24 protein-coding genes, 1 tRNA gene and 1 other annotated feature are annotated in these 26,406 nt (G+C 52.7%); of the genes, 21 read left to right on the forward strand and 4 right to left on the reverse strand.

Annotated elements, in window-relative coordinates:
- Window positions 1–19 precede the first annotated feature (19 nt).
- A complete protein-coding gene (locus tag FC18_RS02340) occupies window positions 20–661 on the reverse strand; it encodes a TetR/AcrR family transcriptional regulator (RefSeq protein WP_054677678.1) in 642 nt (213 codons plus the stop codon).
- A gap of 424 nt (window positions 662–1,085) precedes the next feature.
- Between FC18_RS02340 and FC18_RS02345 the strand changes: the two genes are divergently transcribed.
- The 9 genes from FC18_RS02345 (at window position 1,086) to FC18_RS02380 (ending at window position 12,314) form a co-directional block, all read left to right on the forward strand.
- The gene (locus tag FC18_RS02345; protein WP_056975383.1) at window positions 1,086–2,249 is read left to right on the forward strand and encodes an MFS transporter; all 1,164 of its coding nucleotides are present in this window, start codon (window positions 1,086–1,088) and stop codon (window positions 2,247–2,249) included.
- A gap of 579 nt (window positions 2,250–2,828) precedes the next feature.
- Window positions 2,829–3,302: a nucleoside 2-deoxyribosyltransferase gene (locus tag FC18_RS02350; protein ID WP_054677672.1), complete on the forward strand. Its 474-nt coding sequence runs from the start codon at window positions 2,829–2,831 to the stop codon at window positions 3,300–3,302.
- A 135-nt stretch (window positions 3,303–3,437) separates the two neighbouring features.
- Complete coding sequence (locus FC18_RS02355) at window positions 3,438–4,088, forward strand: phosphatase PAP2 family protein (protein WP_054677670.1); 651 nt, start codon at window positions 3,438–3,440, stop codon at window positions 4,086–4,088.
- 93 nt (window positions 4,089–4,181) lie between these two features.
- Window positions 4,182–4,388 (forward strand) — a binding site (T-box leader).
- A gap of 78 nt (window positions 4,389–4,466) precedes the next feature.
- On the forward strand, window positions 4,467–6,878 hold the full coding sequence (leuS, locus tag FC18_RS02360; protein WP_054677669.1) for a leucine--tRNA ligase: 2,412 nt from the start codon (window positions 4,467–4,469) through the stop codon (window positions 6,876–6,878).
- A gap of 207 nt (window positions 6,879–7,085) precedes the next feature.
- Entirely contained in the window at window positions 7,086–8,723 is a 1,638-nt protein-coding gene (locus tag FC18_RS02365) for a putative polysaccharide biosynthesis protein (protein ID WP_056975384.1), read from the forward strand.
- Between the two features lie 179 nt (window positions 8,724–8,902).
- Window positions 8,903–9,790 carry a PfkB family carbohydrate kinase gene (locus FC18_RS02370; protein WP_056975385.1) on the forward strand — a complete coding sequence of 296 codons (888 nt, stop codon included), beginning with the start codon at window positions 8,903–8,905 and terminating at the stop codon, window positions 9,788–9,790.
- A gap of 593 nt (window positions 9,791–10,383) precedes the next feature.
- Window positions 10,384–10,572: a hypothetical protein gene (locus FC18_RS02375; protein WP_054677667.1), complete on the forward strand. Its 189-nt coding sequence runs from the start codon at window positions 10,384–10,386 to the stop codon at window positions 10,570–10,572.
- A gap of 61 nt (window positions 10,573–10,633) precedes the next feature.
- Window positions 10,634–10,885, forward strand: coding sequence for a hypothetical protein (locus tag FC18_RS12005; RefSeq protein WP_156660852.1), 252 nt, complete (start codon window positions 10,634–10,636; stop codon window positions 10,883–10,885).
- Between the two features lie 118 nt (window positions 10,886–11,003).
- Window positions 11,004–12,314 carry a PTS sugar transporter subunit IIC gene (locus FC18_RS02380; protein ID WP_056975386.1) on the forward strand — a complete coding sequence of 437 codons (1,311 nt, stop codon included), beginning with the start codon at window positions 11,004–11,006 and terminating at the stop codon, window positions 12,312–12,314.
- A 64-nt stretch (window positions 12,315–12,378) separates the two neighbouring features.
- Here FC18_RS02380 and FC18_RS02385 read toward each other — a convergent pair whose 3' ends face one another.
- The gene (locus FC18_RS02385) at window positions 12,379–12,780 is read right to left on the reverse strand and encodes a tautomerase family protein (RefSeq protein WP_054677665.1); all 402 of its coding nucleotides are present in this window, start codon (window positions 12,778–12,780) and stop codon (window positions 12,379–12,381) included.
- Between the two features lie 111 nt (window positions 12,781–12,891).
- On the opposite strand from FC18_RS02385, the gene FC18_RS02390 reads away from it, so the two are divergent.
- Both FC18_RS02390 and FC18_RS02395 read left to right on the forward strand, forming a co-directional pair.
- Window positions 12,892–13,623, forward strand: coding sequence for a LysR family transcriptional regulator (locus FC18_RS02390; protein WP_054677663.1), 732 nt, complete (start codon window positions 12,892–12,894; stop codon window positions 13,621–13,623).
- 114 nt (window positions 13,624–13,737) lie between these two features.
- Entirely contained in the window at window positions 13,738–14,313 is a 576-nt protein-coding gene (locus tag FC18_RS02395; RefSeq protein ID WP_054677661.1) for a GNAT family N-acetyltransferase, read from the forward strand.
- Between the two features lie 58 nt (window positions 14,314–14,371).
- Here FC18_RS02395 and FC18_RS02400 read toward each other — a convergent pair whose 3' ends face one another.
- Window positions 14,372–15,745: a glycoside hydrolase family 1 protein gene (locus FC18_RS02400; protein ID WP_054677659.1), complete on the reverse strand. Its 1,374-nt coding sequence runs from the start codon at window positions 15,743–15,745 to the stop codon at window positions 14,372–14,374.
- Window positions 15,746–16,009: 264 nt separating this feature from the next.
- Here FC18_RS02400 and FC18_RS02405 point away from each other — a divergent pair, with 264 nt between their 5' ends.
- From FC18_RS02405 to FC18_RS02420, 4 genes are all read left to right on the forward strand, one after another.
- On the forward strand, window positions 16,010–16,276 hold the full coding sequence (locus tag FC18_RS02405; RefSeq protein ID WP_054677657.1) for an ACT domain-containing protein: 267 nt from the start codon (window positions 16,010–16,012) through the stop codon (window positions 16,274–16,276).
- Window positions 16,277–16,285: 9 nt separating this feature from the next.
- Window positions 16,286–17,629 carry a PFL family protein gene (locus tag FC18_RS02410; protein ID WP_054677655.1) on the forward strand — a complete coding sequence of 448 codons (1,344 nt, stop codon included), beginning with the start codon at window positions 16,286–16,288 and terminating at the stop codon, window positions 17,627–17,629.
- A gap of 143 nt (window positions 17,630–17,772) precedes the next feature.
- The gene (locus tag FC18_RS02415; protein WP_054677653.1) at window positions 17,773–18,591 is read left to right on the forward strand and encodes a Cof-type HAD-IIB family hydrolase; all 819 of its coding nucleotides are present in this window, start codon (window positions 17,773–17,775) and stop codon (window positions 18,589–18,591) included.
- Between the two features lie 797 nt (window positions 18,592–19,388).
- Complete coding sequence (locus FC18_RS02420) at window positions 19,389–20,105, forward strand: GntR family transcriptional regulator (protein WP_054677651.1); 717 nt, start codon at window positions 19,389–19,391, stop codon at window positions 20,103–20,105.
- A 51-nt stretch (window positions 20,106–20,156) separates the two neighbouring features.
- Here FC18_RS02420 and FC18_RS02425 read toward each other — a convergent pair whose 3' ends face one another.
- Window positions 20,157–20,864, reverse strand: coding sequence for a GntR family transcriptional regulator (locus tag FC18_RS02425; RefSeq protein ID WP_054677649.1), 708 nt, complete (start codon window positions 20,862–20,864; stop codon window positions 20,157–20,159).
- 319 nt (window positions 20,865–21,183) lie between these two features.
- On the opposite strand from FC18_RS02425, the gene FC18_RS02430 reads away from it, so the two are divergent.
- The 6 genes from FC18_RS02430 (at window position 21,184) to FC18_RS02455 (ending at window position 26,338) form a co-directional block, all read left to right on the forward strand.
- Complete coding sequence (locus FC18_RS02430) at window positions 21,184–21,504, forward strand: PTS sugar transporter subunit IIB (RefSeq protein ID WP_054677647.1); 321 nt, start codon at window positions 21,184–21,186, stop codon at window positions 21,502–21,504.
- Window positions 21,505–21,582: 78 nt separating this feature from the next.
- A complete protein-coding gene (locus tag FC18_RS02435) occupies window positions 21,583–21,882 on the forward strand; it encodes a PTS lactose/cellobiose transporter subunit IIA (protein ID WP_054677726.1) in 300 nt (99 codons plus the stop codon).
- Between the two features lie 149 nt (window positions 21,883–22,031).
- The gene (locus tag FC18_RS02440) at window positions 22,032–23,468 is read left to right on the forward strand and encodes a 6-phospho-beta-glucosidase (protein ID WP_054677644.1); all 1,437 of its coding nucleotides are present in this window, start codon (window positions 22,032–22,034) and stop codon (window positions 23,466–23,468) included.
- A 170-nt stretch (window positions 23,469–23,638) separates the two neighbouring features.
- Window positions 23,639–24,787, forward strand: a complete 1,149-nt coding sequence (locus FC18_RS02445; protein ID WP_056975397.1) for an ArgE/DapE family deacylase — start codon at window positions 23,639–23,641, stop codon at window positions 24,785–24,787.
- A gap of 182 nt (window positions 24,788–24,969) precedes the next feature.
- Window positions 24,970–26,208, forward strand: a complete 1,239-nt coding sequence (locus tag FC18_RS02450) for a dicarboxylate/amino acid:cation symporter (protein WP_056975387.1) — start codon at window positions 24,970–24,972, stop codon at window positions 26,206–26,208.
- Between the two features lie 57 nt (window positions 26,209–26,265).
- A tRNA-Val gene (locus FC18_RS02455) sits at window positions 26,266–26,338 on the forward strand.
- Window positions 26,339–26,406: the final 68 nt, after the last annotated feature.

Here is a 26,406-nt window from a genome sequence, read left to right on the forward strand (position 1 = left end):
GCACTAGCCTTTGTTATCTCTATGGCTCCGGACTGAGGGCCTTGGTGAGGGCATCAATCACGTGCGTTTCCATGTTCGTGGTGGGCTTGACCTCGAAAAACAGGGCGGTACTCAGGATGCCGCCGGCGACGGCGAGAATCATCCGCAAAATCTCCTGGTTGTCCCACTGCACGAGCAAGCCGTCCGCCTTAAGCTGGTTGAATTTGCTGTTCAGCGCCGCGATGTAGCCCTTGGGTACGTTCGCCATGACCTTGTCGCGCACCTCTTGGTTGTAAACGAGTTCCGAGATTAGAATGCGCAGGACTTTGCGGTTGGCGCGCACGAATTCCGCGCGGTCGTGCAGGATGGTGGCGAAGAAATCGTGCAGGGTATGGTATTGCGACGTGAACCGTTCAGCGATGAAGTTATTGATGGTTGCCGGGAAGATGGATTCAATCACCGGCTCCACGATTGCCTCCAGTAGGCCGTGTTTGCTGCCAAATTTGCTGAAAATATTGCCTTCCGCGACGCCGGCTACCTTGGCAATCTCGTGCGTGCTGGAGTTCGCGTAACCCTTCTGCGCGAAGACATCGATGGCCGCACCGATAATTTGCATCTGCTTGGCGGTGTAGTTATCAAAGACATGATTATCAATAAATATTTGTAATTCTTGCGGTTCCATGACGTGCCCCAATTCACATTTTAAGTGTTTACTCAAAATAAGCCTAATCGTTTACCTGTTGCCGTGTCAAGTGGTTTTATAAAAGAGCTAATGGAACTTTGAAAACTATTTGTTTTTTCATTTTCACAATGGTATTATTAGGCCAACTTTTAAACGGAGGAAACGTCTAATGCAGAACGAACTCATTGACTGGATTGGCCAGAAGAACGCAATTATCTTCATTTTTGCGCTTTAGGGGTGGAGTCTACCCTTTTTTGGTCGTCAGTCAATGAATATTCTGCAGGTAGGTGACTGCTACGGGTGCATTAGTCGCATTCGAATCCGCAGCACCGTGACGTCCCGGCGTCGGCCTTGCACTCATCCGCGCATTTGCGTGGCGCAAGGCTTTTTTTGTGGGCGGCCTGCAGCCGGAGAAAATTTAAAAATGAATACAAAAAGAAATACCATTCTGGCTTATGCTTACAGTTTTGCCGCGTGGTTTGGGATTACGAATTTATGGGTCATATACCTGGGTCAGCAAGGACTGCCCCTGATTCAGATTGGGCTATGTGAAAGCATCTTCCACGTGGCCAGCTTCTGCTTCGAAGTGCCGTCGGGGATGTTGGCTGACCGTTTCAGCTACAAAACGGTACTGTACTTCAGCCGCATCATGGCCATTATTTCGTCGCTATTGATGCTGATTGGGCACTCGTTCATCTGGTTCGCCATTAGTTTTATTGTTAGTGCCTGGTCGTACAACTTGCAGTCGGGAACGCTGGAAGCTCTGGCCTACGAATCACTACCCCAGGCGAGCCGGGATGCGCGGTACGCTAAGGTCGTGTCGATGATTAGCATCGTGACCGAAGTGGGGAGCACGGCGGGGGTGATCATCGCTGGGGCGCTGGTGCACTGGCACTTCGAAATTACCTATTACATTTCCATCGTCCTCGGCATCGTTGCGCTGGGCACGATTGCGTTCATGCAGGAGCCATCCGTGCACGGTCCGCGCGAGCAGCGACAAACGCTTGCGATGATTGTCCGCGCCGCCGTTCACGAACTGCGGCACCAGCCAGTTTTGCGCAACCTCATGTTGCTGGACGCAGTCATCAGCACGGCTGGCACCGCCTTTTACTACTACTTCCAGGACGTGATGACGAAGGCCGACTTTGCCGGGTGGATGATCTCAACCTTGATGCTCGTGAGTTCATTGGGCTCCATCGCAGCGATGCGGGCACTTCCGTGGCTGCAGGCCAAGACCTCACAGCTGCAGCTTTTGCTTGGCATTACGGTTGCGATGACGTTTGCCCTCATCGTCATCGCCGTGCCGTCGATGGTGGCGATGATTGTGATGTACCTCATAATTCAGGCCATTACGGCAGTCATGTACCCGTTGTTTAACGCCTATTACAACGAGCTGATTCCCAGCAAGCAGCGGGCAACCTTGCTGAGTGTGGCCAGCATGCTGTTTTCGGTGGTAATGATTGTGCTCTTCCCGGTTTGTGGTTGGCTTGTTGACCGCTTTAGCTTTAACGTGACGTTTGGCGGCTTCGGGCTGGTTTTGCTGCTAGCCACGATTGGCTGGGCGGTGCGCCAAAAACGCGCCGCATAATTGACGAAGGCCAGCAAGAACGATAGCTTGCTGGCCTTCTTTGATAGTTAGGGTTAATGGTGGACGCGCGCATTAGACGAAGATACCTCGGCTAACGCGCGCCTTTGTCCCCACAGATTATCTGACAAATTCGTGGCGGACATTACGTAAGTGGGTAAGGGCGATGGCAGCGGCACCGATAATGGTGGTGGCGGTACCGATAATAATGAATTTTTGCATAGGCAAGCTCCTTAGATGTGGTTACGGGTTTTAACGTGTTGTGGTTCCGGCCGGCTGGCGACCAAGATGGTGGCGATGCCGGCTAAACCGGAACAGCCGATTAGTAGTAAAAATGAGATTATCATGCGTCGGTTACGCCTCCTTTGGTGGGTGGTCCTGCGCGGTTGCAGTTAGGCGGTGGTTGCCGGAGATACTGACCGCTGATTGACTATGAATATAGAATAGCGGGCAGCTTTGAATTGCGGGTGTTTTAACTGTGAAGTCAAAAAGCGTTAACTATGAACATTTTGCAGTGCCGTGCAATGCCAGCGAATCTTTGTTAAGCTATATAAATATTAATAGAGAAGGATGAATGAATTCATGACCAAAACAGCATACATTGCCTCAAGCTGGTTCAACGACGAACAGACCGCGCACATGAACGGTGGGGTTGCCGCAATCAAGGCGAACCCAACTGTCGACTTCGACAACAGCTACCTGCCACTGGCACACCAGTACAAGGGCCTCGACACCATGAAGAACCCAGAACTGCTCAGCGACACCGAGTGGCAGCTGGCAACGTTCAACGGCGACGTGCAGGGCATTAACAACACGGACCTCGTGATTGCTCTGTACGATCCGAAGCAGGAAAACAGCGATCCCGGCGTGCTCTGGGAAGTCGGCTACGCATACGGCCTGCGCAAGCCAGTGATTCTGGTGCTGCCAGATGCCAACGAAATTCCGCTGAACCTGATGCCGGCCATTGGCGCAACGGCCATCATTCACGTTAAGGACCTGGCTGATTACAACTTCAACTTCCCGAACTACGACGTGTACAAGGGTCAAGTTTACTAAACCAAACAGCAACAGATTTGCGGGTGGCATGATTGCCGCCCGTTTTTTGCTGCTTTGTTAAGGATGCGCAACCTTGGTGCCATTTCGGCTGCGACCATGCTATTCTAGGCATAGAATGCTTTGGAGGACGAGGACATGTATAGAGGAAAACGGCAGCCCGCGTATCTACTAATTGGCGCGTGCATCACGGCCACACTTTTTGCCATCTTGATTGCAGGTGTGCTGAATAACTTTGGTTACATTCACGCGATTGACCAAGCTGGTTTTCGCGGCGCGCTGGCGGTGCGTAATCCTGGCTTGACGGCGCTGGTGGTGCCGCTGACTAACTTCGGCAATCCGCTAGTGGTGACCATCTTGAGTATTATCCTGGCGCTAATTTTCGCAATGCGTCGGCAGTGGACCCTGTTTAGCTTCGTGGCGGTCAACATGATGGGCATCAACGCGGTGAACTACATCGTCAAGAACATCGTGGAGCGGGTGCGACCGTTCAACGCGGATGCGACGGTGCACAACCTGGTTGCAGCTAGTGGCTGGAGCTTTCCCAGCGGCCACTCGACCGGCGCGGTGCTACTCTACGGCACCATCATCGTGTGTGCGGCGGCGCTGGTGCAAAAGCGCTGGCAGGTTAACTGGTTGCGGGGTCTCAGTATCTTCCTCCTGATTACGATTCCGCTCAGCCGGATTTACGTGCAGGTGCACTACCCAACTGACGTACTGGCGGGGCTGTGCTTGGGGGCAACCGGCCTGTTTTTGTCGCTGTATTTCTTCGATACCGAAAATGCTTAAGGCACTGCGCCTACCTGCAGAGAAAGTCGCCGTCTGCCGTGACTTTTTGCCCGTTTCCGTTTTGCTTTTCCGCTATTTGTCTGCTATATTAAGACTAATATTAAACGCGGAAGAGTAGTAGGATTTTGGTGGCGTTCAGGAAGTCGGCGGGACTGCGAGCCGACCCCACAAAATCACGAACTGACTTCTAAATGTTGTCACTTTGAATCAAGTAGGAGTGACCGGGCTGCCGTTATCCAGTTAAGTGCTGCATCAATTGGTGCAGAAATTAGGTGGTACCGCGGCCAAGCCGTCCTAACGTTGTTAGGGCGGCTTTTTGCGTTTAATGGACCAACACACATACATCCAGGTTACATATCAATTCAGGGAGGATTCATCATGGCTTTCGATCACACTGGCATCGAAAAAAAGTGGCAGAAGTACTGGCGCGAACACGACACATTTAAGACGGGGAAAGACCCAAAAAAACCTAAGTATTACGTCCTCGACATGTTCCCTTACCCATCAGGTCAGGGTTTGCACGTTGGGCACCCAGAAGGTTACACCGCAACGGACATCGTTGCCCGCATGAAGCGGATGCAGGGCTTTAACGTCTTGCACCCAATGGGCTGGGATGCCTTTGGCTTGCCCGCAGAACAGTACGCGCTGAAGACCGGGAACGCCCCTAAGGAATTCACGGCCAAGAACATTGCCAACTTCAAGCGCCAGATCCAAAGCCTCGGCTTTTCTTACGACTGGGACCGGGAAATCAACACGACCGACCCCTCATATTACAAGTGGACCCAGTGGATCTTCGAACAGATGTACAAGAAGGGTCTCGCTTACGAAGATGAAGTTGCGGTTAACTGGAGTCCCGACCTGGGCACGGTTGTTGCCAACGAAGAAGTTATCGACGGTAAGACCGAACGTGGCGGCTTCCCCGTTATTCGCAAGCCAATGCGGCAGTGGGTGCTGAAGATTACGGCCTACGCTGACCGCCTGCTTTCGGACCTCGACGACCTTGACTGGCCTGAATCCATTAAGCAGATGCAGCGTAACTGGATTGGTAAGTCAACTGGGGCCAGCGTGACGTTCAAGGTGGACGGAACCGACAAGTCCTACGAGATCTACACCACGCGCCCAGACACCCTGTTCGGGGCGACCTACTCCGTGCTGGCGCCTGAACTGGACCTGGTTAAGGAAATCACCACGCCAGAGCAGAAGGCTGCTGTGGATGCTTACATCGACGAAGCTTCCCACAAGTCTGACCTGGACCGGACGGACCTCAACAAGGACAAGACCGGGGTCTTCACCGGGGCCTACGCCATCAACCCAATTAATGGCGACAAGCTGCCAATCTGGATTTCTGACTACGTGCTGTCCACTTACGGGACGGGGGCCATCATGGCTGTTCCCGCACACGACGAACGTGACTTCGCCTTCGCCAAGAAGTTCGGCCTCAAGATTGTGCCGGTTATCAAAGGCGGCAACACCGAGGAAGAAGCATACACTGGCGATGGCCAGCACATCAACTCTGGTTTCTTGAACGGCCTGAACAAGACCGACGCGATTGCCAAGGCAATTGAATGGCTCGAGAGCGAAGGCGTTGGTAGTGCCAAGGTCAACTACAAGCTGCGCGACTGGGTCTTCTCCCGTCAGCGTTACTGGGGTGAACCAATTCCGGTCATTCACTGGGAAGATGGCGAAACCACACTGGTGCCTGAAGACCAGCTGCCACTGCGGTTGCCTGAAGAAGCCGACATCAAGCCTTCTGGGACCGGTGAATCACCACTGGCTAACCTTGAAGATTGGGTGAACGTGGTTGACGAAAACGGGCGCAAGGGCCGCCGGGAAACCAACACCATGCCACAATGGGCTGGTTCTTCATGGTACTTCCTGCGTTACTGTGACCCACACAACGGCCGCATGATTGCCGACCCGAAGAAGCTCAAGTACTGGATGAATGTTGACCTCTACATCGGTGGTGCCGAACACGCGGTTCTGCACTTGCTCTACGCCCGCTTCTGGCACAAGTTCCTGTACGACCTTGGCGTTGTACCAACGAAGGAACCATTCCAGAAGTTGTTCAACCAGGGGATGATTCTGGGTGACAACCACGAAAAGATGAGTAAGAGTAAGGGAAACGTGGTTAACCCTGACGATGTTGTGGCTGAATATGGTGCGGATACTCTGCGTCTGTACGAAATGTTCATGGGCCCACTGGACGCCGGGATTGCTTGGAGTACTGACGGTCTCGCCGGCGCGCACAAGTTCCTGGACCGCGTCTACCGGACCTTCGTCGATGACAAGGGCAAGATGCGTGACCACATCACGACCCTCAACGATGGCAAGCTGACCAAGGTCTACAACGAAACGGTCAAGAAGGTAACCAAGGACTACACCGACTTGCACTTCAACACCGCCATTGCCCAGATGATGGTCTTCATCAACGAAGCAAACAAGGTGGACGCATTGCCGTTCGAATACTGCGAGGGCTTCGTCAAGATGCTCGCCCCAGTTGCACCACACCTGATGGAAGAAATCTGGTCCATTTTTGGCCACGACGAAACCATCAGTTACGAACCATGGCCAACCTACGACGAATCCGCACTGGTTTCCGACGAAGTGAACGTTGTCGTTCAGGTTAACGGTAAGCTACGGGCGCAGATTAAGCTGGCGAAGGATACTTCTAAGGAAGATACCCAGCAGGCAGCGATGGGCCAGCCGAACGTGCAGAAGTTCACGGAAGGCAAGGACATCAAGAAGGTTGTTGTCATTCCAAACAAGCTCGTTAACATTGTTGCTAAGTAATATTGGCGCCTAAATCAAGCACCGGTTACCCAAAATCTGGGGCAACCGGTGCTTTTTTGCGCGTGCTGGCCCCGATTTTCTTTTGAGAAGGTTAACATTGGCGCTGCTGATTGCATAATGCCCCGCTTTAATTATAGAATAGAGTGTTATAATGTCGGGCTGTCTGAAATACGGCAGCGACAAAAACTGGTGGTAGCGGGGGACACAATGGATAGAAAAGCAGCACGGGCACCACAAGAGAAGTCTGCCCAAGCTAAAATGTTAACGGGATCGGCCTGGATGACTGCGGGGAGTATGTTCTCGCGGGTACTTGGTGCGATTTATATCATCCCTTGGTACATCTGGATGGGGGCGTCCGCCGCGACGGCGAATTCCCTCTTCGTTAAGGGGTACTCCGTTTACGCAATTTTCATCATGATTTCAACGGCGGGGATTCCCGGGGCGGTGTCTAAGCAAATCGCCCGGTATGACGCGATGGGCGAATACTCAACCAGTATGCGGCTGTTCTGGCACGGGATGCTTGCGACCAGCATCATGGGTGTCTTGGGTGCTGCCATCATGTGGTTCGCCGCCCCAATCCTAGCGGCAGGCGATGCGCGGATGGTACCAATATTCCACACCCTGTCGCTCGCCCTCGTGCTGATTCCAATGCTTAGTATCCTGCGCGGGTTCTTCCAGGGCCATTCCGAAATGGCGCCGAGTGCCATTTCGCAGTTCCTGGAACAGCTCGTCCGCGTGGCGTACATGCTGGTCACCGCCTACATGATCATGAAGGTGGGGAACCGCGATTACGTGGAAGCCGTTAAGCAATCCACGTTCGGGGCCTTCGTTGGGGCCATCGCCGGGATTGCGCTGCTCGCGTTCTTGCTGGCCAAGCGGATGCCGCAAATTCGGCGGCGCAACGCGGAAAGCCGCAACGAGATTCACGTGTCCGTAAACCACCTGCTGTGGGAAGTTGTGCAGCAGGCGATTCCGTTCATTATCCTGAGTGCCACCATCAATGTGTACTACCTGATTGACCAGTACACGTTCTTCACGGGCATGAAGAGTCTGTATTCGACCACCATGCACGCACTCAACATTTACTACGCGATGTTCGCCGGCAACGCCAACAAGCTGGTGACCATCGTTGTGTCCCTGGCCGCGGGGATGTCGACCACGGCAATTCCGCTGCTGACCACAGCCTGGACCAAGCACAAGATGCACGAGGTGACCAACCAAATCACTAACGCGCTCCAACTGCTCTTCTTCGTCATTATCCCGGCGTCGTTCGGGATGGCGGCCATTAGCCACCCGCTGTACGTCATCTTCTACGACTACAACGAGATCGGTTTCCGGATGCTCGAAATCTCTTGTGTGATGGCCATCTTCCTGGGAATGTTCCTGGTCTTGGTCGGCATCTTGCAGGGCCTGTTCCAGAACATGCGGGCGATTTGGGAAATGCTGGCGGGGATGGCGGTCAAAGTCATCCTGCAGCTGCCATTCATGTACCTGTTCAACGTCTACGGGCCAATGATTGCCACGATTGCCGGCGCCGGCGTGTCGTGTGCGCTCATGCTCTATGACCTGCACCACCTTTACCACTACAAGGGCCTGCAGACCTTAAAGCGCGTGGTGGGCATCACGGCCTTCAGTATCATCATGTTCATCGCCACCCGGCTCACGGTGGTTGGGCTCAGCCAGATTCTGAATCCTGCCAGCAAGGTGCAGTCCGCGATTATCCTGATTCCCGCACTGGCCGTTGGGGTCGGCATTTATGTTTACCTCAGCTTGACCACCCGGCTGGCGGATACCATCATGGGCAAGCGCGTCGGCAAGATTCGGCGCATGCTGCATATCCGGTAGGCAAGATTCAAACAATTATTTATCAAATAAACGCTGAGGTGCGGGGAAAAGGCACATTTGGGGCCCGAAGCCAGCACCTCGTGTTATTTTAGACTTGCATGCAGTGCGTGAAATGCGGTACAAATAATTAAGATACTTTTTAGACATTGTGATTGATTTTGGAAGGAATAACAAAACCCATGGGTAAAACTCTGATTTTCGGTACGGCGCTCGTTGATGCATTGATGAACGTACCAAGCGTGCCAACCAGCGGACTGAATGTGCTTGGTGATTTCCTCGAATACCAGGTCGGCGGCTGTGCGATTAACGCCTACTGCGGCTACCGCTACGCCGGCGCTGAAGGTGACCTGTTCGTGCCGGTTGGGCGCGGTGCTAACGCTGACCGGATCACTGAACATTTGAAGAAGATTGGCGTGAAGCCTTACGTCGTGACCGGGGCCCCCGATAACGGCTGGACGGTTGCGATGATTGAGCCGAACGGGGAACGGACCTTCGTCGTTCTGCCCGGGATGGAACAGCTGTGGCGTGCGCCATGGTTTAAGCCGGTCGACATGACTAAGTACGACTACATTTACCTGAGCGGTTTTCAGCTCACCAACCCACTGGTCGCGCGGGCAACCGTTGACGCGCTGAACAACCGCCGGGACGACGCCGTGGTGCTGTTTGACGTGGCGGCCCGGATTAAGAGTGTGGACAAGGACATCCTGGCTGAACTGCTGCACTCAGGGGTCATTGTTCACTGTAATGAAGTGGAACTGCCCCAGGTCGCTGAAGGCAATACCTTCGACGAACGGATTGCCTACCTGCACGCGCAGACCCACCAGCCAGTAGTGGTCACGCTTGGAAGCAAGGGGACTTACTACTACGCGGGTCCCGATGATTCCGGGATTGTGCCGGGCTTTAAGGTCAAGGTCGTCAACACGGTTGGCGCCGGCGACACCCACTGTGGGGGCATGCTCGCGGGGATGGCGCAGGGTCTCAGCTTGACCGAATCGATTCAGCTTGGAAACCAGCTCGCGGCGAAGGTTTGCGGGATGCAGGCCAACATGCTGTCAGTATCATTTTAGTTAAACGAAAAAATCTGCCTCGACGTTGGTCGGGGCAGATTTTTTTGAATTGACCCCAAACCTGGGGAAGCGAACTGTGTCGTAATCCGGCAGACACAAACTTGTTCCAAGTCAAGTTTTTGTTCGCTAATAATGATGGCTGCGCTCATAAGTTGAGCGGGTGCTAAATCACAACTACCTGAAGTAGTGTGGGGAATTAGTTGGCCATAAATCTTGCCAACTAATAGAGAATAACGCGCTGTGTTGCGGATTGCAAACGGCACATGCGGCATTCTGTGGTGGCTTTTACCGTTTGCTGTGATTGATATTCATGGGAACAATTCTTGAATTGGTATGCAAACGTGAACGGTAAAAGGCTAGAATCCACGCCAAATGAACAAAGTGAACAGAAAGCTGACAATTCGCACTTTAAAATTCGGGTGATTGGCGTTCTTTAATCAGTGAATATTCGGCTGATTCCGAATAAAATAATATTTTGATGAAATATTGGTCAGGTACCCGCCGCTAAAAATCGTGCGGAACTTCACAAAACCTATTTATTAATATAAAAATAGGGCTTACAATAAGGGTGTGAAATCAAAGGAGTGGTATACATGCGTAAGAACGAAAATTGGTTGCTCTATTTGGTCGTTGGCGTAGTCGTATTCATCGGTGGATCACTGTTAGTCGGGTTGGGTGTGGCAAACCAGAGCTATGGCTTGGTCGTCCTGGGGATGGCAATCCTCGCTACGGGCATGACTAGTCTGGATGTTAGCTACTTGGAGCACGGAACAGCTAAATAGCATTCAGCTTGAGCCATCAAGTATTGGTATAGGTAACTATCAATGCTTGGTGGCCCTTTCTTTGGCCATCGATGTTTTTTTAAAAAATGATAGGGCTTGCAAAACGCCCATAAATCAAGGTTCACACACTGAAAATCAAAATGTAAACGCAAATGTATATTCTTTTAAAGAAAATGTATTGCGTTACCGCGAATACGGTGTATACTTTAGTTTGTTGATAGGAATAGCAAGCGCTTTCGAAACGGTTCCATCCGGTGTCGACCCACTTCATTACCGTCTGGTCGTTTTGTTCGTTTGTTGTTGTAAAGCATGAAATTCAGAGATTATTATTTCCAACTGATATTTTTCAATTCCTGATTCCTGACATTGGGGGCAATAGCCGGGGATCCTCTGAAGGACATGCGCACTTGTTTGAAGGAGATGTGAACAATATGGCTTTAGAGGACACTAAGTTCGGGCAAGGATTTATCAAGGTCGCCGTTAAACTCGGTAACCAAATCCACCTGCGCTCATTGCGTGACGCGTTCGCGACAATCATGCCTCTGTACATCCTGGCTGGTCTTTCCACATTGCTGAACAACACCGTGTTCACCTGGATCTTTAAGGGTGACGCACTGGTCAACGTTCAGTACTGGGGCAACATGCTGGGTAACGCGACGCTGAATATTTCTAGTATTTTGATTGCTACCATGATTGGTTACTTCCTGGCGAAGAACCGGGGCTTTGACAACCCACTGGCAGCAGCAATGGTATCTCTTGCAACCCTGGTTGCAATGATGCCTAACTCCGTTTCCCTGATTCCTACTGGCGCAACCAAGGCTGTCGACATTGCCGGCGTCCTGACCTACTCCAACATGGGTACTGGTGGTATGTTCGCCGGGGTTATCATGGGTCTTCTGGCAACCGAACTCTTCATTCGCTTGTCTAACGTTAAGGCACTCAAGGTTAACTTGGGTGACCAGGTTCCACCTGCAGTTGGTGACTCCTTTAACGTTTTGATTCCAGTTATCTTGGTTCTTTCATTCTTTGCTATCATTTCTACCGTTCTGTTTGACACTACCGGCATGAATGTTATCAGTTTGATTACCACCTTCATTCAGGAACCTCTTCGTGGGATTGGTACTGGTATTGTTGGGACGCTTATCATTTACACCCTGGCAAACCTGCTGTGGCTCTTCGGGATTCACTTCTCCGTTATCTACAGTACTATCCTCGAACCTCTTCTGATTATCAACATCGTGCAGAACACGGCTGCTTACAACGCAGGTCACGCGATTCCAAACATCATCAACCTGTCCCTTGTTCAGTCCTTCGCTCTTCTCGGTGGTTCTGGTGGTACCCTCTGCCTGCTGGTTGCGACCTTCCTTGTTAGCCGTAACGCAGCTTCCCGTAACGTTGCTAAGTTGGCCCTCCTTCCAGGTGTGTTCAACATCAACGAACCTGTAATCTTTGGTTACCCAATCGTTTACAACGTTTCCCTGATCATCCCATTCATCGCTCTTCCTTCCATCGGTATCTTCGTGGCATGGCTCACGACGACACTTGGCTGGATGAACCCAATGGTCATTCAGGTTCCATGGACCACACCTATGTTCCTCAACTCCTTCCTGGCAACAGGTGGTGACTGGCGTGCTCCTGTTATCCAGATTATCGTCTTCATCGCCGGTGTTCTGCTCTACATGCCATTTGTTAAGATTAACGATGGTGTTGTTGCTAAGCAGCTTGCTGAAGCTAACGACTAAGATTGATGCGAAAAAAAGCGTTCCTTTGCGGGAACGCTTTTTTTGTGTAAATTTACGGGTTAGTTTAATCGGTTACGCCCGTAATGTAACGGAATTCCTGCGTTTTACCGCCGTACCCCCAAGCTTCAGAGGTGACGTCGCGCAGCAGCACGTAGCTGGTTTTGGCTACGTGGGGGAACTGGGCCGCCATGGCGGCAAAGACGTCGCGAACGAACTTGGCCTTGGCATCACGGGTGTTGGTTGCAGCGGTGATGTTGATTTCAACGACAAAACTGGATTGGTTGGCTGCAAGCTGCTGGGCCCCGATGAACCAGTTAGCTGGGTTAGTGAATTGTACGTCGACTGCTGCGGCACTGGCGGATTTGCCTAGATCGGACACGGCGAGCTGGGTGAGGACTGTCGCGACCTCCTGGGCAGCATGCTTACTAGGATTTTCGGTTGCAATGCGGACACGTAAATATGGCATAATTTGTTTGCTCCTTTGTTTTGATTACGTGGTCATTCTAAGGTGCGCGGTGGCTGTTGCATATTACCAATTAGTGATATAGTTATCGCAAAAAGTGATAAGGAGGACGTCATGCAAACCCAGGACTTAGAAATCTATCAGCAGCTGTACGAATTGCGGTCGATTAACCTGGTTGCCCGCACCATGGGCTTCGCACAGTCGAACATCACCGTGCGCTTGCAGGTGCTGGAAGCGGAATTTGGTACGCAGCTGTTCACGCGCAGTGCACAGGGGCTCACCCCGACTGCAAACGGGACGCGGTTTTACCACTATGCACAGTCGGTGCTGCGGGCAACAACCAAAATTAAGGCACAAATGGAGCCGGTCCAAGCGGGGCAGACGGTCGCAATCTCGGAGCTATTGTTCAATTATTTGGTGGTGGCGAGTGGGCGCTTAGCACTGGCGGATAGTCACTTTGCGATTGTTGGTTCGACGGCCCTCTTGCAAAAAACGCCGGATGTGGACACGGTGATTACGTATGCCAACTTTAATGATCCACGCTATACTGAAGTGGCCCGCGATTATTTACCTGCCAGTTTTTTAGTGAGGGATGCTGCAAAGGCAGCGGAGTTACCGCTACTAGTTAATCAAGATCGGGCGTGTCCATTTCGCGCGCGGACACTGCGGCTAGCGCAAGGCAAACGCCAAGTGCTCGAAATCGACTCGTGGGCGAGCATCATCGAACTGGTTAAGGCAGGTCGTGGGGTAGCATTGTTGCCCCAATATTTAGCAGCAGCGGAGCATTTGACGGTTGTGGATGCTAAACGCCATTTCCGCGTACCGTACGGCTGGTTTCGCCGTTAAGCCTGGCGATTACATGGTGCGAACGTGCATAATGGAAAGCACATTGGGAAATGAGCATTTAGACCGCATTATTTCCCGGGAAATATCTGCTTAAGGTCATGAAGGAGAGATAGTATGTTGCCAATTACCACTGACCGGTTAATTCTGCGTCCGTTCACGGAGGCGGATCTACCCGAGTTCTACGCCATTCAAGCTGATCTAGAAGTTAATCGGTTCTTGCCGTGGTTTGCGCCTAAGACTGAGGCTGAGGCGTTAATCATGCTTCAGGAACGGTATTTGGCGCCAGCTGCTGGCTATCAGCTGGCTGTGTGCTTGCGCAGTACTAACAAGGCGGTTGGTTACATTGGTGTTGACGCGGATGAGAGCCACGACCTTGGTTACGGGATGCGCCGCGATGCCTGGGGCCACGGCTACATGACGGAGGCTGCCGCGGCGCTGATTGCGGCCTTACCCGTGGCAGACTATCCATACCTGACGGCGACCCATGATGTCCAGAATCCGCGCAGTGGGGCGGTGATGCAGCGCCTCGGGATGCAGTATCAGTACACGTATCTGGAACAGTGGCAGCCCAAGGACATTCCGGTCCACTTTCGGCTTTACCTCCTGAATCGTGATGGCGATTCGGCCCGTAAGTACCTGAAGTATTGGTCCAAATATCCGTATCACTTGGTAGAAAAGGGGCTGCATTAAGCAAAGCAAAATGGGCCACCAGTGCTGAACTGGTGGCCCATTTGCGTATTATTAATGATTAATCCAAGTGCGCCCCGTTGGAAGCAATCACTTCCTGGAACCATTTGTAGGACTTCTTCGGAATGCGTTTCATGTCGCGCAAATCGTGGTTGGTGCGGTTCACGTAGACCATCCCGTAGCGCTTGTCCATGTTCCCTGACGAGCTAGGAATGTCGATGAGGCCCCAGCCGAGGTAGCCGAGCACATCAACGCCATCAACGTAGATTGCGTCCTTCATGGCCTGAATGTGCTGGCGGTGGTAGTCGATGCGGTAATCGTCTTCGATTTCGCGACCGTCATACTCCTCACGAATCCCAATCCCATTTTCAATCGGGAACATTGGTAGGTGGTACTGGTTGTAGACCTTGGTGAGAATGTCGCGGAAACCGAGTGGATCAATATTCCAGCCCCATTCGTTGGACTGGAGTCCGGGTACCTTCACCGTCCCGTATTCCAGGTAGTGGTTCGGAATGGTGTTCACGGGCACCTTGCTGCTGTCGATGGCATCGGAACGGTAGTAGGAGAAGGCGATGTAGTCACTGTAGTTGTCGGCAAACGCATCCTTGTCGGCGTCCGTGTAGTCGATGTCGAAGTGGTGGTTCTGGATGAACTTTTCGTATTCGGTGGAGTAGGTCCCGTAAACGAAGACGTCCAGCAGATTTTTGTTCAGGAACTCGTCAATCTGGCGGGCGTACAGGATGTCGCGGGGCGCAGCACTAGCGGGGTACACCTCGCTGTATGCCAGCATGCCCCCGATTTTGGCGTCGGTCTTGCTGTGGATGTAGTTCGCCACGCCGACGTGCGCGACCATGACGTGATGGGCAATCTTCAGCAGTTCCGCGTCCGTTTTGTCACCGTGGTCGTACCCAGCGATATCCCAGACGTTTTCCATCGAGTACAGGTTCTGTTCGTTGAACGTGATCCAGTAAGGGACGCGGTCACTGAAGCGGTCGACCATTTCCTTACCGTAGCGGATGAAGGCGTCAACCACGTGGCGGTCCAGGAACCCGTTGTACTTCTGCGCCAGGGCGAGGGGCATGTCGAAGTGGTAGAGGCAAATCATCGGGGTGATGCCGTGTGCCAGCAGCTTGTCGATGAGGTCGCTGTAAAACTTGATACCTTCTTCGTTGAACGCGCCGTCGCCATCTGGGCACACGCGACTCCAGGAAATCTGGAACCGGTAGCAGTTCATCCCCTGATCCGCCATCAGTTGAATATCTTCATCATAGTGGTGGTAATTATCGATGGCCACGTGCCAATCCATTGAGTTCGCGGTTGCCGGGCGTACGTCGTAAACGGACAGGCCCTTGCCGCCTTCATTCCAGCCGCCTTCTGTCTGCATGCTGGATGTGGAGTTCCCCCAGAGGAACCCTTGTGGTAATGCTTTGCTCATGATCCATCCTCCTTGAGTGATTCTTGTATACGATTTCATTATCCCATGCAATCCATCTAATGTGAAGTCTTTATATATAAAAGTATATACAAATCAAGAGCCGAATTGGTGTTCCACGTTGAAAGTACAAAGAACGTCAAATGGTTATGGGTCGTGAACTGGAGTTAATTCAAAACTTCGGTATAATATAAATCAGAACGCCAAAGATGATTAAAAATACATGGTCCGTGTTGGCAGCGGGCCCACCAAAGTGAGGAAAACACCATGAACGTAATCGTTTCTGTATTAGGTAAGGACCACCCCGGCATCATTGCTGCCATCACTACGGCACTAGCCAAGGAGAACGTCAACGTCCTTGAAGTAACCCAGTCCATCTTCAAGGGCAACTTCACCATGATGATCAGTGCGGCTTTGCCTGACGACGGCAACTTTGCGGACATTCGCGACGCCATTCAGGCTGCCGGCAAGCAGATTGAAGTTGAAGTTCAGATGCAGCGCGAAGAACTGTTCTCCGCCATGCACAGCCTGTAGGAGGTCGTTATGGATATCCAGCAAATGCAAGAAACCATTGCGATGATTCGGGAAGAAAACCTCGATATTCGGACCATCACGATGGGAATTTCCCTCCTCGATTGTATTCGTGGCACGATGACGGAAACGGCAGATGCGGTGTACGCCAAAATCGTGGCGCGGGCCAAGAATTTGGTGCCGGTGGCAGAACAAATCGAAACTGAATTCGGGATTCCCATTGTGAACAAGCGCGTGGCGGTGACGCCCGTGGCACTGCTGGCGGGCGGGGCAACTGATTTTGACTTTGTCCAGATTGCCAAGGCGATGGATAATGCTGCGCGCGACACCGGCATCGACCTCATCGGGGGCTACACGGCGCTGGTGCAAAGTGGGATGACCGCGGCGGATGAGGCGCTCATGCGCAGTATGCCTGCAGCCTTCGCGGCAACCGAACGGGTTTGCGGCTCCGTCAACGTCGGCAGCACCAAGTCGGGGATGAACATGGACGCCGTACAGCTGATGGGTGAAGTGGTTAAAGAAATCGCGAACCCAGTACCCCAGAACGCGATGAAGCTCGTTGTCTTCTGCAACGCGGTGGAAGACAACCCGTTCATGGCGGGGGCCTTCTGGGGCGTTTCTGAGGGCGACTGCGCCGTATCCACCGGGGTTTCTGGCCCCGGGGTGGTCCAGCGGGCCCTGGCCGCCATTCCGGACGCACCATTTGGCGAAGTCTGCGAGACCATCAAGAAGACCGCGTTCAAGGTTTCCCGGATGGGGCAGCTGATTGGCAAAACGGCGGCGGAACGACTCGGCGTTCCGTTCAACATTGTTGACCTGTCATTGGCACCAACCCCAGCGGTCGGTGATTCCGTAGCGCAGATTTTGGAAACCATGGGCCTCAGCCACGTGGGGACGTACGGGACCACTGCCGCATTGGCGTTGCTGAATGATGCGGTCAAGAAGGGCGGAATCATGGCGGCTGAACGGGTCGGGGGTCTTTCTGGGGCCTTCATTCCGGTTAGTGAAGATGCGAACATGATCGATGCCGTGGCTAAGGGGCACATTGGCCTCGAGAAGCTCGAAGCAATGACCGCGGTTTGTTCCGTGGGTCTGGACATGGTCGCTATTCCTGGGGCCACCCCAGCAAGTACGATTTCCGGGATGATAGCGGATGAAGCGGCCCTTGGGATGATCAACAACAAGACCACGGCCGTGCGCGTAATTCCCGTACCCGGTAAGGATGTCGGCGACTTCGTTGAGTTTGGGGGCTTGTTTGGTCGGGCGCCAATCATGAAGGTGAACGACGGGGATGCAAGTCAATTCATCGCCCGTGGGGGTCACATTCCGGCACCAATTCACAGCTTCAAGAACTAACGTTAGCGCAAACCAATTTGGCCACCAAAACCGCATGTAACTTAACGGTTTTGGTGGCCATTTTAGTGCAAACATTAACAAATTAATGCGCGAGCTGCGGTACAATCAAGATAAAGCATTAGGAACTGTTTGGGGGCGTTATTGTGATTAAATTAGCAGGGTTAGACCTTGATGGGACACTGTACAACCGACATCTGCGCGTGTCGAAGATGAACCGCAATGCCGTGCGCGCCTGGGTTGCCAGCGAGCGCCTTTTTGCAATCTGTTCTGGGCGGATGATTCCGCGCGTTGCGAAGTTGATGCGGGATGAATTGCAGGTTCCGGGCTATAAGATGTGTCTGAACGGGGCACTAGTGTATGATCAGGACGATAAGCTGCTTAGCGCGACGCCCCTGGCCAAGACGACGGTGCGGCGGGTGTTCGCCCTTGCCCAGCATTACGGGGTGCAGGTGCGCTTTTACAGTGAATTACAGCACGCACTGTATACGCCGCACCGCGCCGGTAACTACCTCGGCGGCGAACTGGACCGCGACGTCCGGATTGCAACGGTATCCGCGATGAATCAACTCTTGCGGCGACCAGACGTCCAGTTTTACAAGTTTACGGTGGAGGCCGCGTTCGGCAACGTCCTCGCACTCAAGCTGGCACTGGCTGCGCTGGCTAAGCTACCACTGAACATGACGCGGTCCAAGCCCCTGCTGTACGAAGGACTGGCCCCGGGGATTGATAAACTAGCCGGCATGCGCGTAATTGCGCAAGCTGCGGGGGTCCCGCTAACTGAGTGCATGTGCTTTGGCGACCAACTGAACGATCTGACCATGGTTGCGGGCGTTGGCTATGGGGTCGCGATGGGCAACGCGGTGCGGCAGGTGAAGCAGGCGGCGAAGATTGTGGCGCCGACGAATGAAAAAGACGGGGCGGGCTTGACCCTGCTGCGAGTGATTACGGGTGATATTCAGTGAAGCCAAAAAAGGTGGCGCGCCAATCGGCACGCCACCTTTTTAGTTGATAAAAATAGCAAAACGGAATGGATTAACCGTGGTGCGTAATTCTGGGCAATGGCACCAAGGTAATCGTTGAACCATAAGTACGTTCACCAGCAAGTTAGATGCTCCCAATCCCCCTTAGTAACTGTGAGCAGCTTGGTCATTAAGCTGGTTAAAATAACCAGGCAAAACCACCAAGTGTAACTGTAACAAACGCATTTATGTGGGTGAATCCGCCGTGTAGTCGTATTCCCGGACGAATATGGCTACATTTTGCATTCAATATATACATACCGCCCAACCGCAATGCGGGGGCGGAACGGCAAAAACAAGGTGTGGTTGTGACGATGTGCGCTGAACAAATTATCAACAAGGTAGAGTTCGTCACCGACATGCACTAAACATGTCCCACATAGATTCGGACGCAAGTAGATTTTACTTCGCAGTCGGGGCGCCGAGCTGGCCTTCGCGGGCCGTGCTATTGACTAGCTTGACGTGTGGCAGCGGAATGTCCATCAGTTAACGTTGTCATCCTTGAATCCGATTACAAGTATATACGCTGCTCACACTCCTGTAAAGTCTTTTTTTGAAAAAGTATATACATTAATAAAATTTAGCATTTGCTATTGCTGTAAAATAGCGTAAAATTGTGGTTGAAGTGGGAAATTAAAAAACGCGTGGGACGAGCGCGCCGGGCCGTGCTTGTCCTCGATCAAACAAACCTAGTGCTTTACCGCACCGCACTATGCTGCGTAAAGTAGGAGGAGAAAGTTATGTACAAATACGAAGAAATTTCTGCCGAGTTGAAGGCGATGTTCACCAGCGGCAAATACGAACCCGGCGCGCTGCTTCCGGACCAAGAACAGCTTGCCCGGGAGTTCAACACCACCCGGATGACCATTCGTAAGGCGGTGCAGACCCTCGTGACTGAGGGGGTTGTGTACACGCGGCGCGGTGCCGGTACTTTTTTGCGCAAGGACTTCCGGCGTGACGATAATGAACTTGATTCCTCCATTGACAAGCCGTACGGGACCACCGAGACGTACCTGGGGCGCAAAGTTACCAGTAAAGTTTTGGGACTCGATGCACGCTTGCCAACGGGTAAGGAGCAAGATCAGCTGCTGATTGGCCCCGGTGAACCGGTGTACGTCATTCGCCGTGTCCGGTATGTCGACGGTCAGGTCTACGCGTACGAACACACGGTGATGCCGACCAAGATTGCGACCATCACCGAAGAAGTGCTGATGGGGTCAGTCTACAAGCACTTGGCGGACGAAAAGGGCATGCACATTGCGGGTTCACACCGCAAAGTGTACGCGATTAAGGCTACGGCTGAAGATGTCGAGGCGCTTGGTGCCCGGCTCAATGATCCCGTGCTCGCCATTACCCAGGTGAGTTACACGGAGGAGGGCGAACCGTTCGAATACTCGATTACGCACTTCCCGTACGAGACCAGTTCCGTGGTTGCGGATGTCGAAATTAAGCGTTAAAAAAAAGCTATCGAAAATTTTTCGATAGCTTTTTTGGTGCCGTCAACCGGCTTAGTTACTGCTAAGGTGCGATGAGTGGACGTAAAAACGCAGGTCGGGGTAGACGAAATAGGTGGTTGAGTAGTTGAACAGTGAGTTGTTACCGTAGAAGTTCAACTGGCTGAGCGCCATTACTTCATCGCCGACTTCCCGGCCCAGAAGCGATGCCTGGTCGGGCTGCAGGGCCTCCATACTGATGTAGTCCTCACTGCTGGTGACACGGATGCCGTAAGTTTCGCGCACGAAACCGAAGATGGAGTTGTTGACGGCATCAACGGTCAAAACGGGAACGACGCTTGTGAGGTAGTAGGAACATTCCAGTGAATATTCAACGTCGTCGAGGAAGCGCAGCCGGACAACGCGGTACAATTCGGTGCCGTCCACGACGCTCATCAGTCGCGCCAATTTGTGGGGTGCCAGAATCTTGTCGAAGGTCACAACGTGGGAGGTTAGGTGGTATTCCGCGCTGTGCATTGGCCCACCAGTGCCCACAGATAAGTTGAGAATTGCCTTAGAGGTGCTTGGCAGTTGGTTGATGTAGTAACCAGATCCTTGAACGCGGCGCAGGAGTCCCCGCTGGTAGACAACATCGATTGCGCGCCGGATTGTGTTACGGCTTACGTTGTATTGATTCATCAGCGCTTGCTCAGTCGGCAGCTTGGTATCGAACTCGCCGTTATTTATTTTGGCGATTATGTCTTCTGCAATGTCATGGTACAAGGGTTTCACCGTCCGTTCGTTTTCGATATGTGAAAACTCGTTATTTGTCTCCCCATATTGTACGCCAAGTGCGCACCAAAAGGGTAGGAAAATTTGTTTAACCCGCTTTTCATATTGTTTGAGACCAAATTTCGCCACCTGGTAACGCTTTGGCCGCGGGCGAAATTCGCGCAAGCATTTACAACTTTTTGCAAAAAATCATTTGTAAGCACTTGCGAAATTTGTTCCTACGTATTATGATAATCCACGTAGAGATGGAAACGGTTTCCGGAAAAGCCGTTAGCTGAACAATTTGTAGATAAGAAAGAGAGTATGTATTATGGCTGAAAAAACGATTATGTTGGCTTGCAACGCAGGTATGTCCACAAGTCTTCTGGTTAACAAGATGCAGAAGGCTGCTGAAGCTGAAAACACTGAAGTTAAGATCTTCGCTGCCGCTTCCAATGATATTCGTAACCAGTTGGAGCAGCAGCACCCAGACGTTCTGATGCTTGGACCTCAAGTTCGCTACATGGCTAACGACCTGAAGAAGGAACTGGACATTCCAGTTGACGTTATCAACATGCAAGATTATGGTCTGATGAACGGGGCTAAGGTGCTCAAGGCAGCGATGAAGCTGATTGAAGACTCCGAAGCTTAATACAGACCAATAAACTAGACAAAAGAAAGAAGGCGTTTTTCCGTGGCAGAAGAAAAAGAACAAGATTTGGAAACCATCATGGGTCTCATCGTGAATGGCGGTAACGCCAAGAGCTCCGCATTCGAGGCAATCGCAGCTGCGAAAAAAGGCGACTTCGAAACCGCTGACGCTAAGCTGACCGAAGCCGACAACTTCCTGGTTGAAGCACACAACTCCCAGACGGGGATGCTGACCCAAGAAGCACAAGGCAACCACGCTAAGGTAACGCTGCTGACCGTGCACTCACAGGATCACCTGATGAATGCCATCACGTTCCGCGACCTGGCTGGCGAAATCGTCGACTTGTACAAGCGCCTCGACGGTAAGGACACCAAGTAACAATAACCAAAATGAATATTTACGGGCCGGCTTATTTTCTGCCGGTCTTTTTTATTCAATGATTTTGGTGCATACGGTGAAGTAATTATTGATACAAGCGGAATCAGCCGGTTGGCGCGATTCCGCGCGGTTTTAGGAGGACACGTTCATTGACTAAAGGATTGAAGATGCCCAGCGACTTTCTCTGGGGTGGTGCCGTTGCGGCGCACCAAGTTGAAGGCGCGTGGCAAGAAGGCGGCAAGGGTGTAAGTATTGCCGACGTGATGCAGGCCGCAAGCCGGACTGACCCTGCCCGCATTGTGACGGACAAAGTTGAACCGGGTAAGGTGTACCCGAACCACTGGGGCATCGACTTCTACCACCACTACAAGGATGATATTCAACTGTTCAAGCAGTTGGGGATGAAGGCATTCCGAATTTCGATTGCGTGGACCCGGATTTACCCTAATGGTGATGAGACTACGCCAAACGAAGCGGGGCTGGCATACTACGAGGACATGTTCAACACCTTGCGCGCCAACGGCATTGAACCAATTGTGACCCTGTCGCACTTTGAAATGCCCTACAAGCTGGTGCAGGAATACGGCGGCTGGCGGAACCGCGAACTGATTGACATGTTTGTACGTTTTGCCACCACGTGTTTCCAACGCTTCCACAAGCAGGTCCGCTACTGGATGACCTTCAACGAAATTGATAACCAGTCCGACTGGCGCTTCGATCACCACCTGCTCCAGGACTCCGGCTTGCAGCTGAAGCCGGGTGAAAACGCGGAAGAAGCAATGTTCCAGGCTTCCCACAACGAACTGGTGGCTAGTGCGAAGGCTGTACTGGCAGCCCGCAAGATTGACCCACAGCTGCAGGTCGGGGGGATGCTGGCGATGGTGCCAATTTACCCACTGACTGCTAAGCCTGAAGACCAGATGTTTGCGATGCGCGCAATGCAGTACCGCTACTTCTGGGGCGACGTTCACTGCCTGGGTCAGTACCCTGCATGGTTGCGGAACTACTGGCAGGAAAAGGGCTACAACATCAAGGTGACTGCTGCGGATGCGGACATCCTGCGCCGGGGTACTGCCGACTTCATGGGGATTTCTTACTACATGTCCTTCACTACCGAAGCGCGTAAGGACGGCAAGGTTGAATTCGACGAGCACAACAACCTGGTCAACAACCCATACCTGCCGAAGAGCGATTGGGGCTGGCAGATTGACCCCGTCGGCCTGCGCTGGATGCTGAACTGGACCCAGGATCGCTGGCACAAGCCAATCATGATTGTCGAAAACGGGTTTGGGGCGTACGACAAACTCGAAGACGGCAAGATTCATGATGACTACCGGATCGATTACCTGCGGGCGCACATTGCCGAGATGGAAAAGGCCGTGGTGATTGACGGCGTTGACCTGATTGGGTACATGATGTGGAGTCCAATCGACCTGATTTCTGCCTCCACGGGGGAAATGGCCAAGCGTTACGGTCTGATTTACGTCGACCAAGACGACAAGGGTCAGGGTAGCGGCAAGCGCCTGCTGAAGGATTCTTACTTCTGGTACCAGAAGCTGATTGCTAGCCGCGGGACCGAACTTTAACTTAGAGCACCACAAAGCAACAATGAAATGAATGAATGCAAGGGCAGCCGCATGATTGTGTGGCTGCCTTTTTGGTGCCGAAAGAATATGCAGTTACTCGTTGAATATTTATTCACGAAGATGTACACTATATGCATTGATAGCAAAACGGAGGTCTGGTTATGCAGAAGATTACGGATGAAGAAGCAGTCGCATTACTCCAGCAAGTGATGCAGATTCCCACGGTGGGGGCAGATGAAGCCAAAATTGCGGACATTCTGGCGGCGAAGATGCAGCCACTGGTGGATGCGGGGCTTGCGACAATTGAACGCCTACCATACGCGCCGGGCCGGGATAACCTGATTATTGTTGCCGGGCCTAAGGATGCAGCAACCAAGCTGGGCATCGACGGGCACATGGACGTCGTTGCCGCGGGCGATTCCGCCAAGTGGACGCACGCGCCATTTGCTGCCGAGATTGAAGATGGAATCCTGTATGGACGGGGCGCGACGGACATGAAGGCCGGGTTAATTGCCTCGTTTGTGGCCCTGTACAACTTGCTGGTTAGCGGCGTCCAACTTAACAGTCAGCTGCACTTCTTCGCCACGGTGGGTGAAGAAGTTGACAACTACGGGGCGCGCCAGCTGGCGGCTGCGGGTTACAACGACGGGTTAACCGGGCTGATTGTGTGTGAACCAAGTGGTCCGCAGATTGAACCTACCACGCGGGGGATTATTGATTACACCGTGACGGCAACGGGGAAGGCCGCCCACTCGTCCACTCCTGAAGAGGGTGCGAATGCCATCGCCGGTTTGTTCGCCTACAACGCAGCCGCCGCTAAGTTGACGGCACCACTGACCGCCAAAGCCCACGCAATGCTGGGCCACGCCACGCACAGCATTACCCTGATTAATGGCGGCAATCAGGTCAACATTATCCCCAAAGCCGCAAGCCTGCGCGGCAATATTCGCACCACGCCGCTGGCAGATAACGATGACTTTACTGCCGCCTTGACTGCAGCGGTGGCGGAGGCAAACACTCAGGTGCCGGGGGTTAAGCTCAGCCTCAGTATCGACTCGACGCTGCCATCCGTTGGCAGCCCGGCAGATAACCGTTTGGTGCAGACGATTCAGAGCGTGCAACAGCAGTTCGGCAAGGAAGAGTTGCCGGTTGTCGGCGGCACCGGTATCTGTGACGCGGCGCTGTTGCTCACACCCGGCATGGACATGGCCGAATTCGGCCCTGGTAACGATACTTCCCACCAGACCGACGAATGCATTGCACTTGCGGACTTCACTGCCGCAATTGCAAGTTACACCAAGATTTTTGCGCAGTATTAGACACATTGTGGGACCGGCACGGCTGACGTGCCAGCCCCGCTTTTTTCGGCAAAAAATGTTTAGATTAGGTGAACATTGGGGCAAAATGTGCTATTCTGTGGTTTCTGATATTATTTTAAAATCGTTTGGAGCCAGCAGTCCGGTAGGCGATTGGTGGCGCCAGGCAAGATAGGGGTATAACAATGCTAAATTGGTTAAAGAACTACCGGGACACGCTCTCGCTGCTCGGTGGGGTAATTATTGGGGGCATTGTCGGCCTCTTCATGGGTACAGACGCGACGGTCTTGCAGCCGTTTGGGCAACTGTTCCTGAACTTGATGTACATGGTGCTGATTCCACTTGTGTTCTTCTCCATTGCCAACGCGATTGGGCAGATGAGCAGTGGTAGTCGGCTGGGGAAGATTCTGATTTCCACAGTTGCCGTCTTCATCTTCACCGCGGCGGTGGCGGCCGTGGTTGGGTACCTCGGGGTTTACCTGTCACCACTCATCAACAAGGGGGACATTGGCCACCTGAAGGCACTGATGGGGAGCGTAAAGGTCGAGAAGAACAACACGCCAATGCTGCAGCAGGTTGTGAACATGTTCACGGTTGACGACTTCAGCAAGGTGCTCTCCAAGCAGTACATGCTGCCAGCCATTCTGTTCTCCCTGCTGTTTGGGATTGCAACGTCCACTAGTGGCAAGGCGGCTGAACCATTCCGTCAGTTTCTGGCCAGCGGGAACGTGGTTGTGCTGAAGATCATCAAGTACATCATGTACTACGCACCGTTTGGACTTGGGTGCTACTTCGCATCCATCGTTGGGAACCTGGGGAGCCAGATTGTCGGCGGGTACGTGCACGCCTACGTGCTGTACATCGTCCTGTCCATTATTTACTTCTTCGTCATCATGACCATCTACGCGTTCATCGCTGGTGGCAAGGGCGGGGTGAAGAACTTCTGGCACCACGTTGGGGTACCAGCCGTGACCGCGATTGCGACGAGTTCCAGTGCCGCAAGCATTCCGGCGAACTTGGAATACACGCGCAAGATTGGCGTGCCCAATGATATCGTGGACACCGTGATTCCGCTGGGGGCCAACATCCACAAGGACGGGTCAGTAATCGGGGGGATTTTCAAAGTTTCCTTCCTCTTCCTGCTCTTTGGTCGGGACATCGGCTCCTTTAGCAGCATCGTTTCGATTGTCGGTGGGGGCTTCTTCGTTGGGGCCGTCATGGGCGCGATTCCTGGGGGCGGCATGGTTGCCGAAACGCTCATTGTCTCAATGTTCGGTTTCCCCACCAACGCCATTCCGTTGCTGCTGATTATTTCCACGATTATCGACATTCCCGCAACGCTGCTGAATTCAACTGGGAACGTGGCATCGGCCATGATGGTCACCAAGCTGGTTGATCCGAAAATCACCTTTACGGAAAAATAGTTGTAGACATAGTTGCTCGCTGAGTGTATTATATAAACATGCTCAAGCGAGCGTTATGGAGGATTAGCTCAGTTGGGAGAGCGTCTGCCTTACAAGCAGAGGGTCACAGGTTCGAGCCCTGTATCCTCCATCAGTTACCACCTCAGTTGCGAGGTGGTATTTTTTTTGCGCAAAAATAGCCGCCAGCAGTGCGCTGGC

Origin of the sequence: Lacticaseibacillus sharpeae JCM 1186 = DSM 20505 (assembly GCF_001436225.1) — a bacterium.
Lineage (GTDB): Bacteria > Bacillota > Bacilli > Lactobacillales > Lactobacillaceae > Lacticaseibacillus > Lacticaseibacillus sharpeae.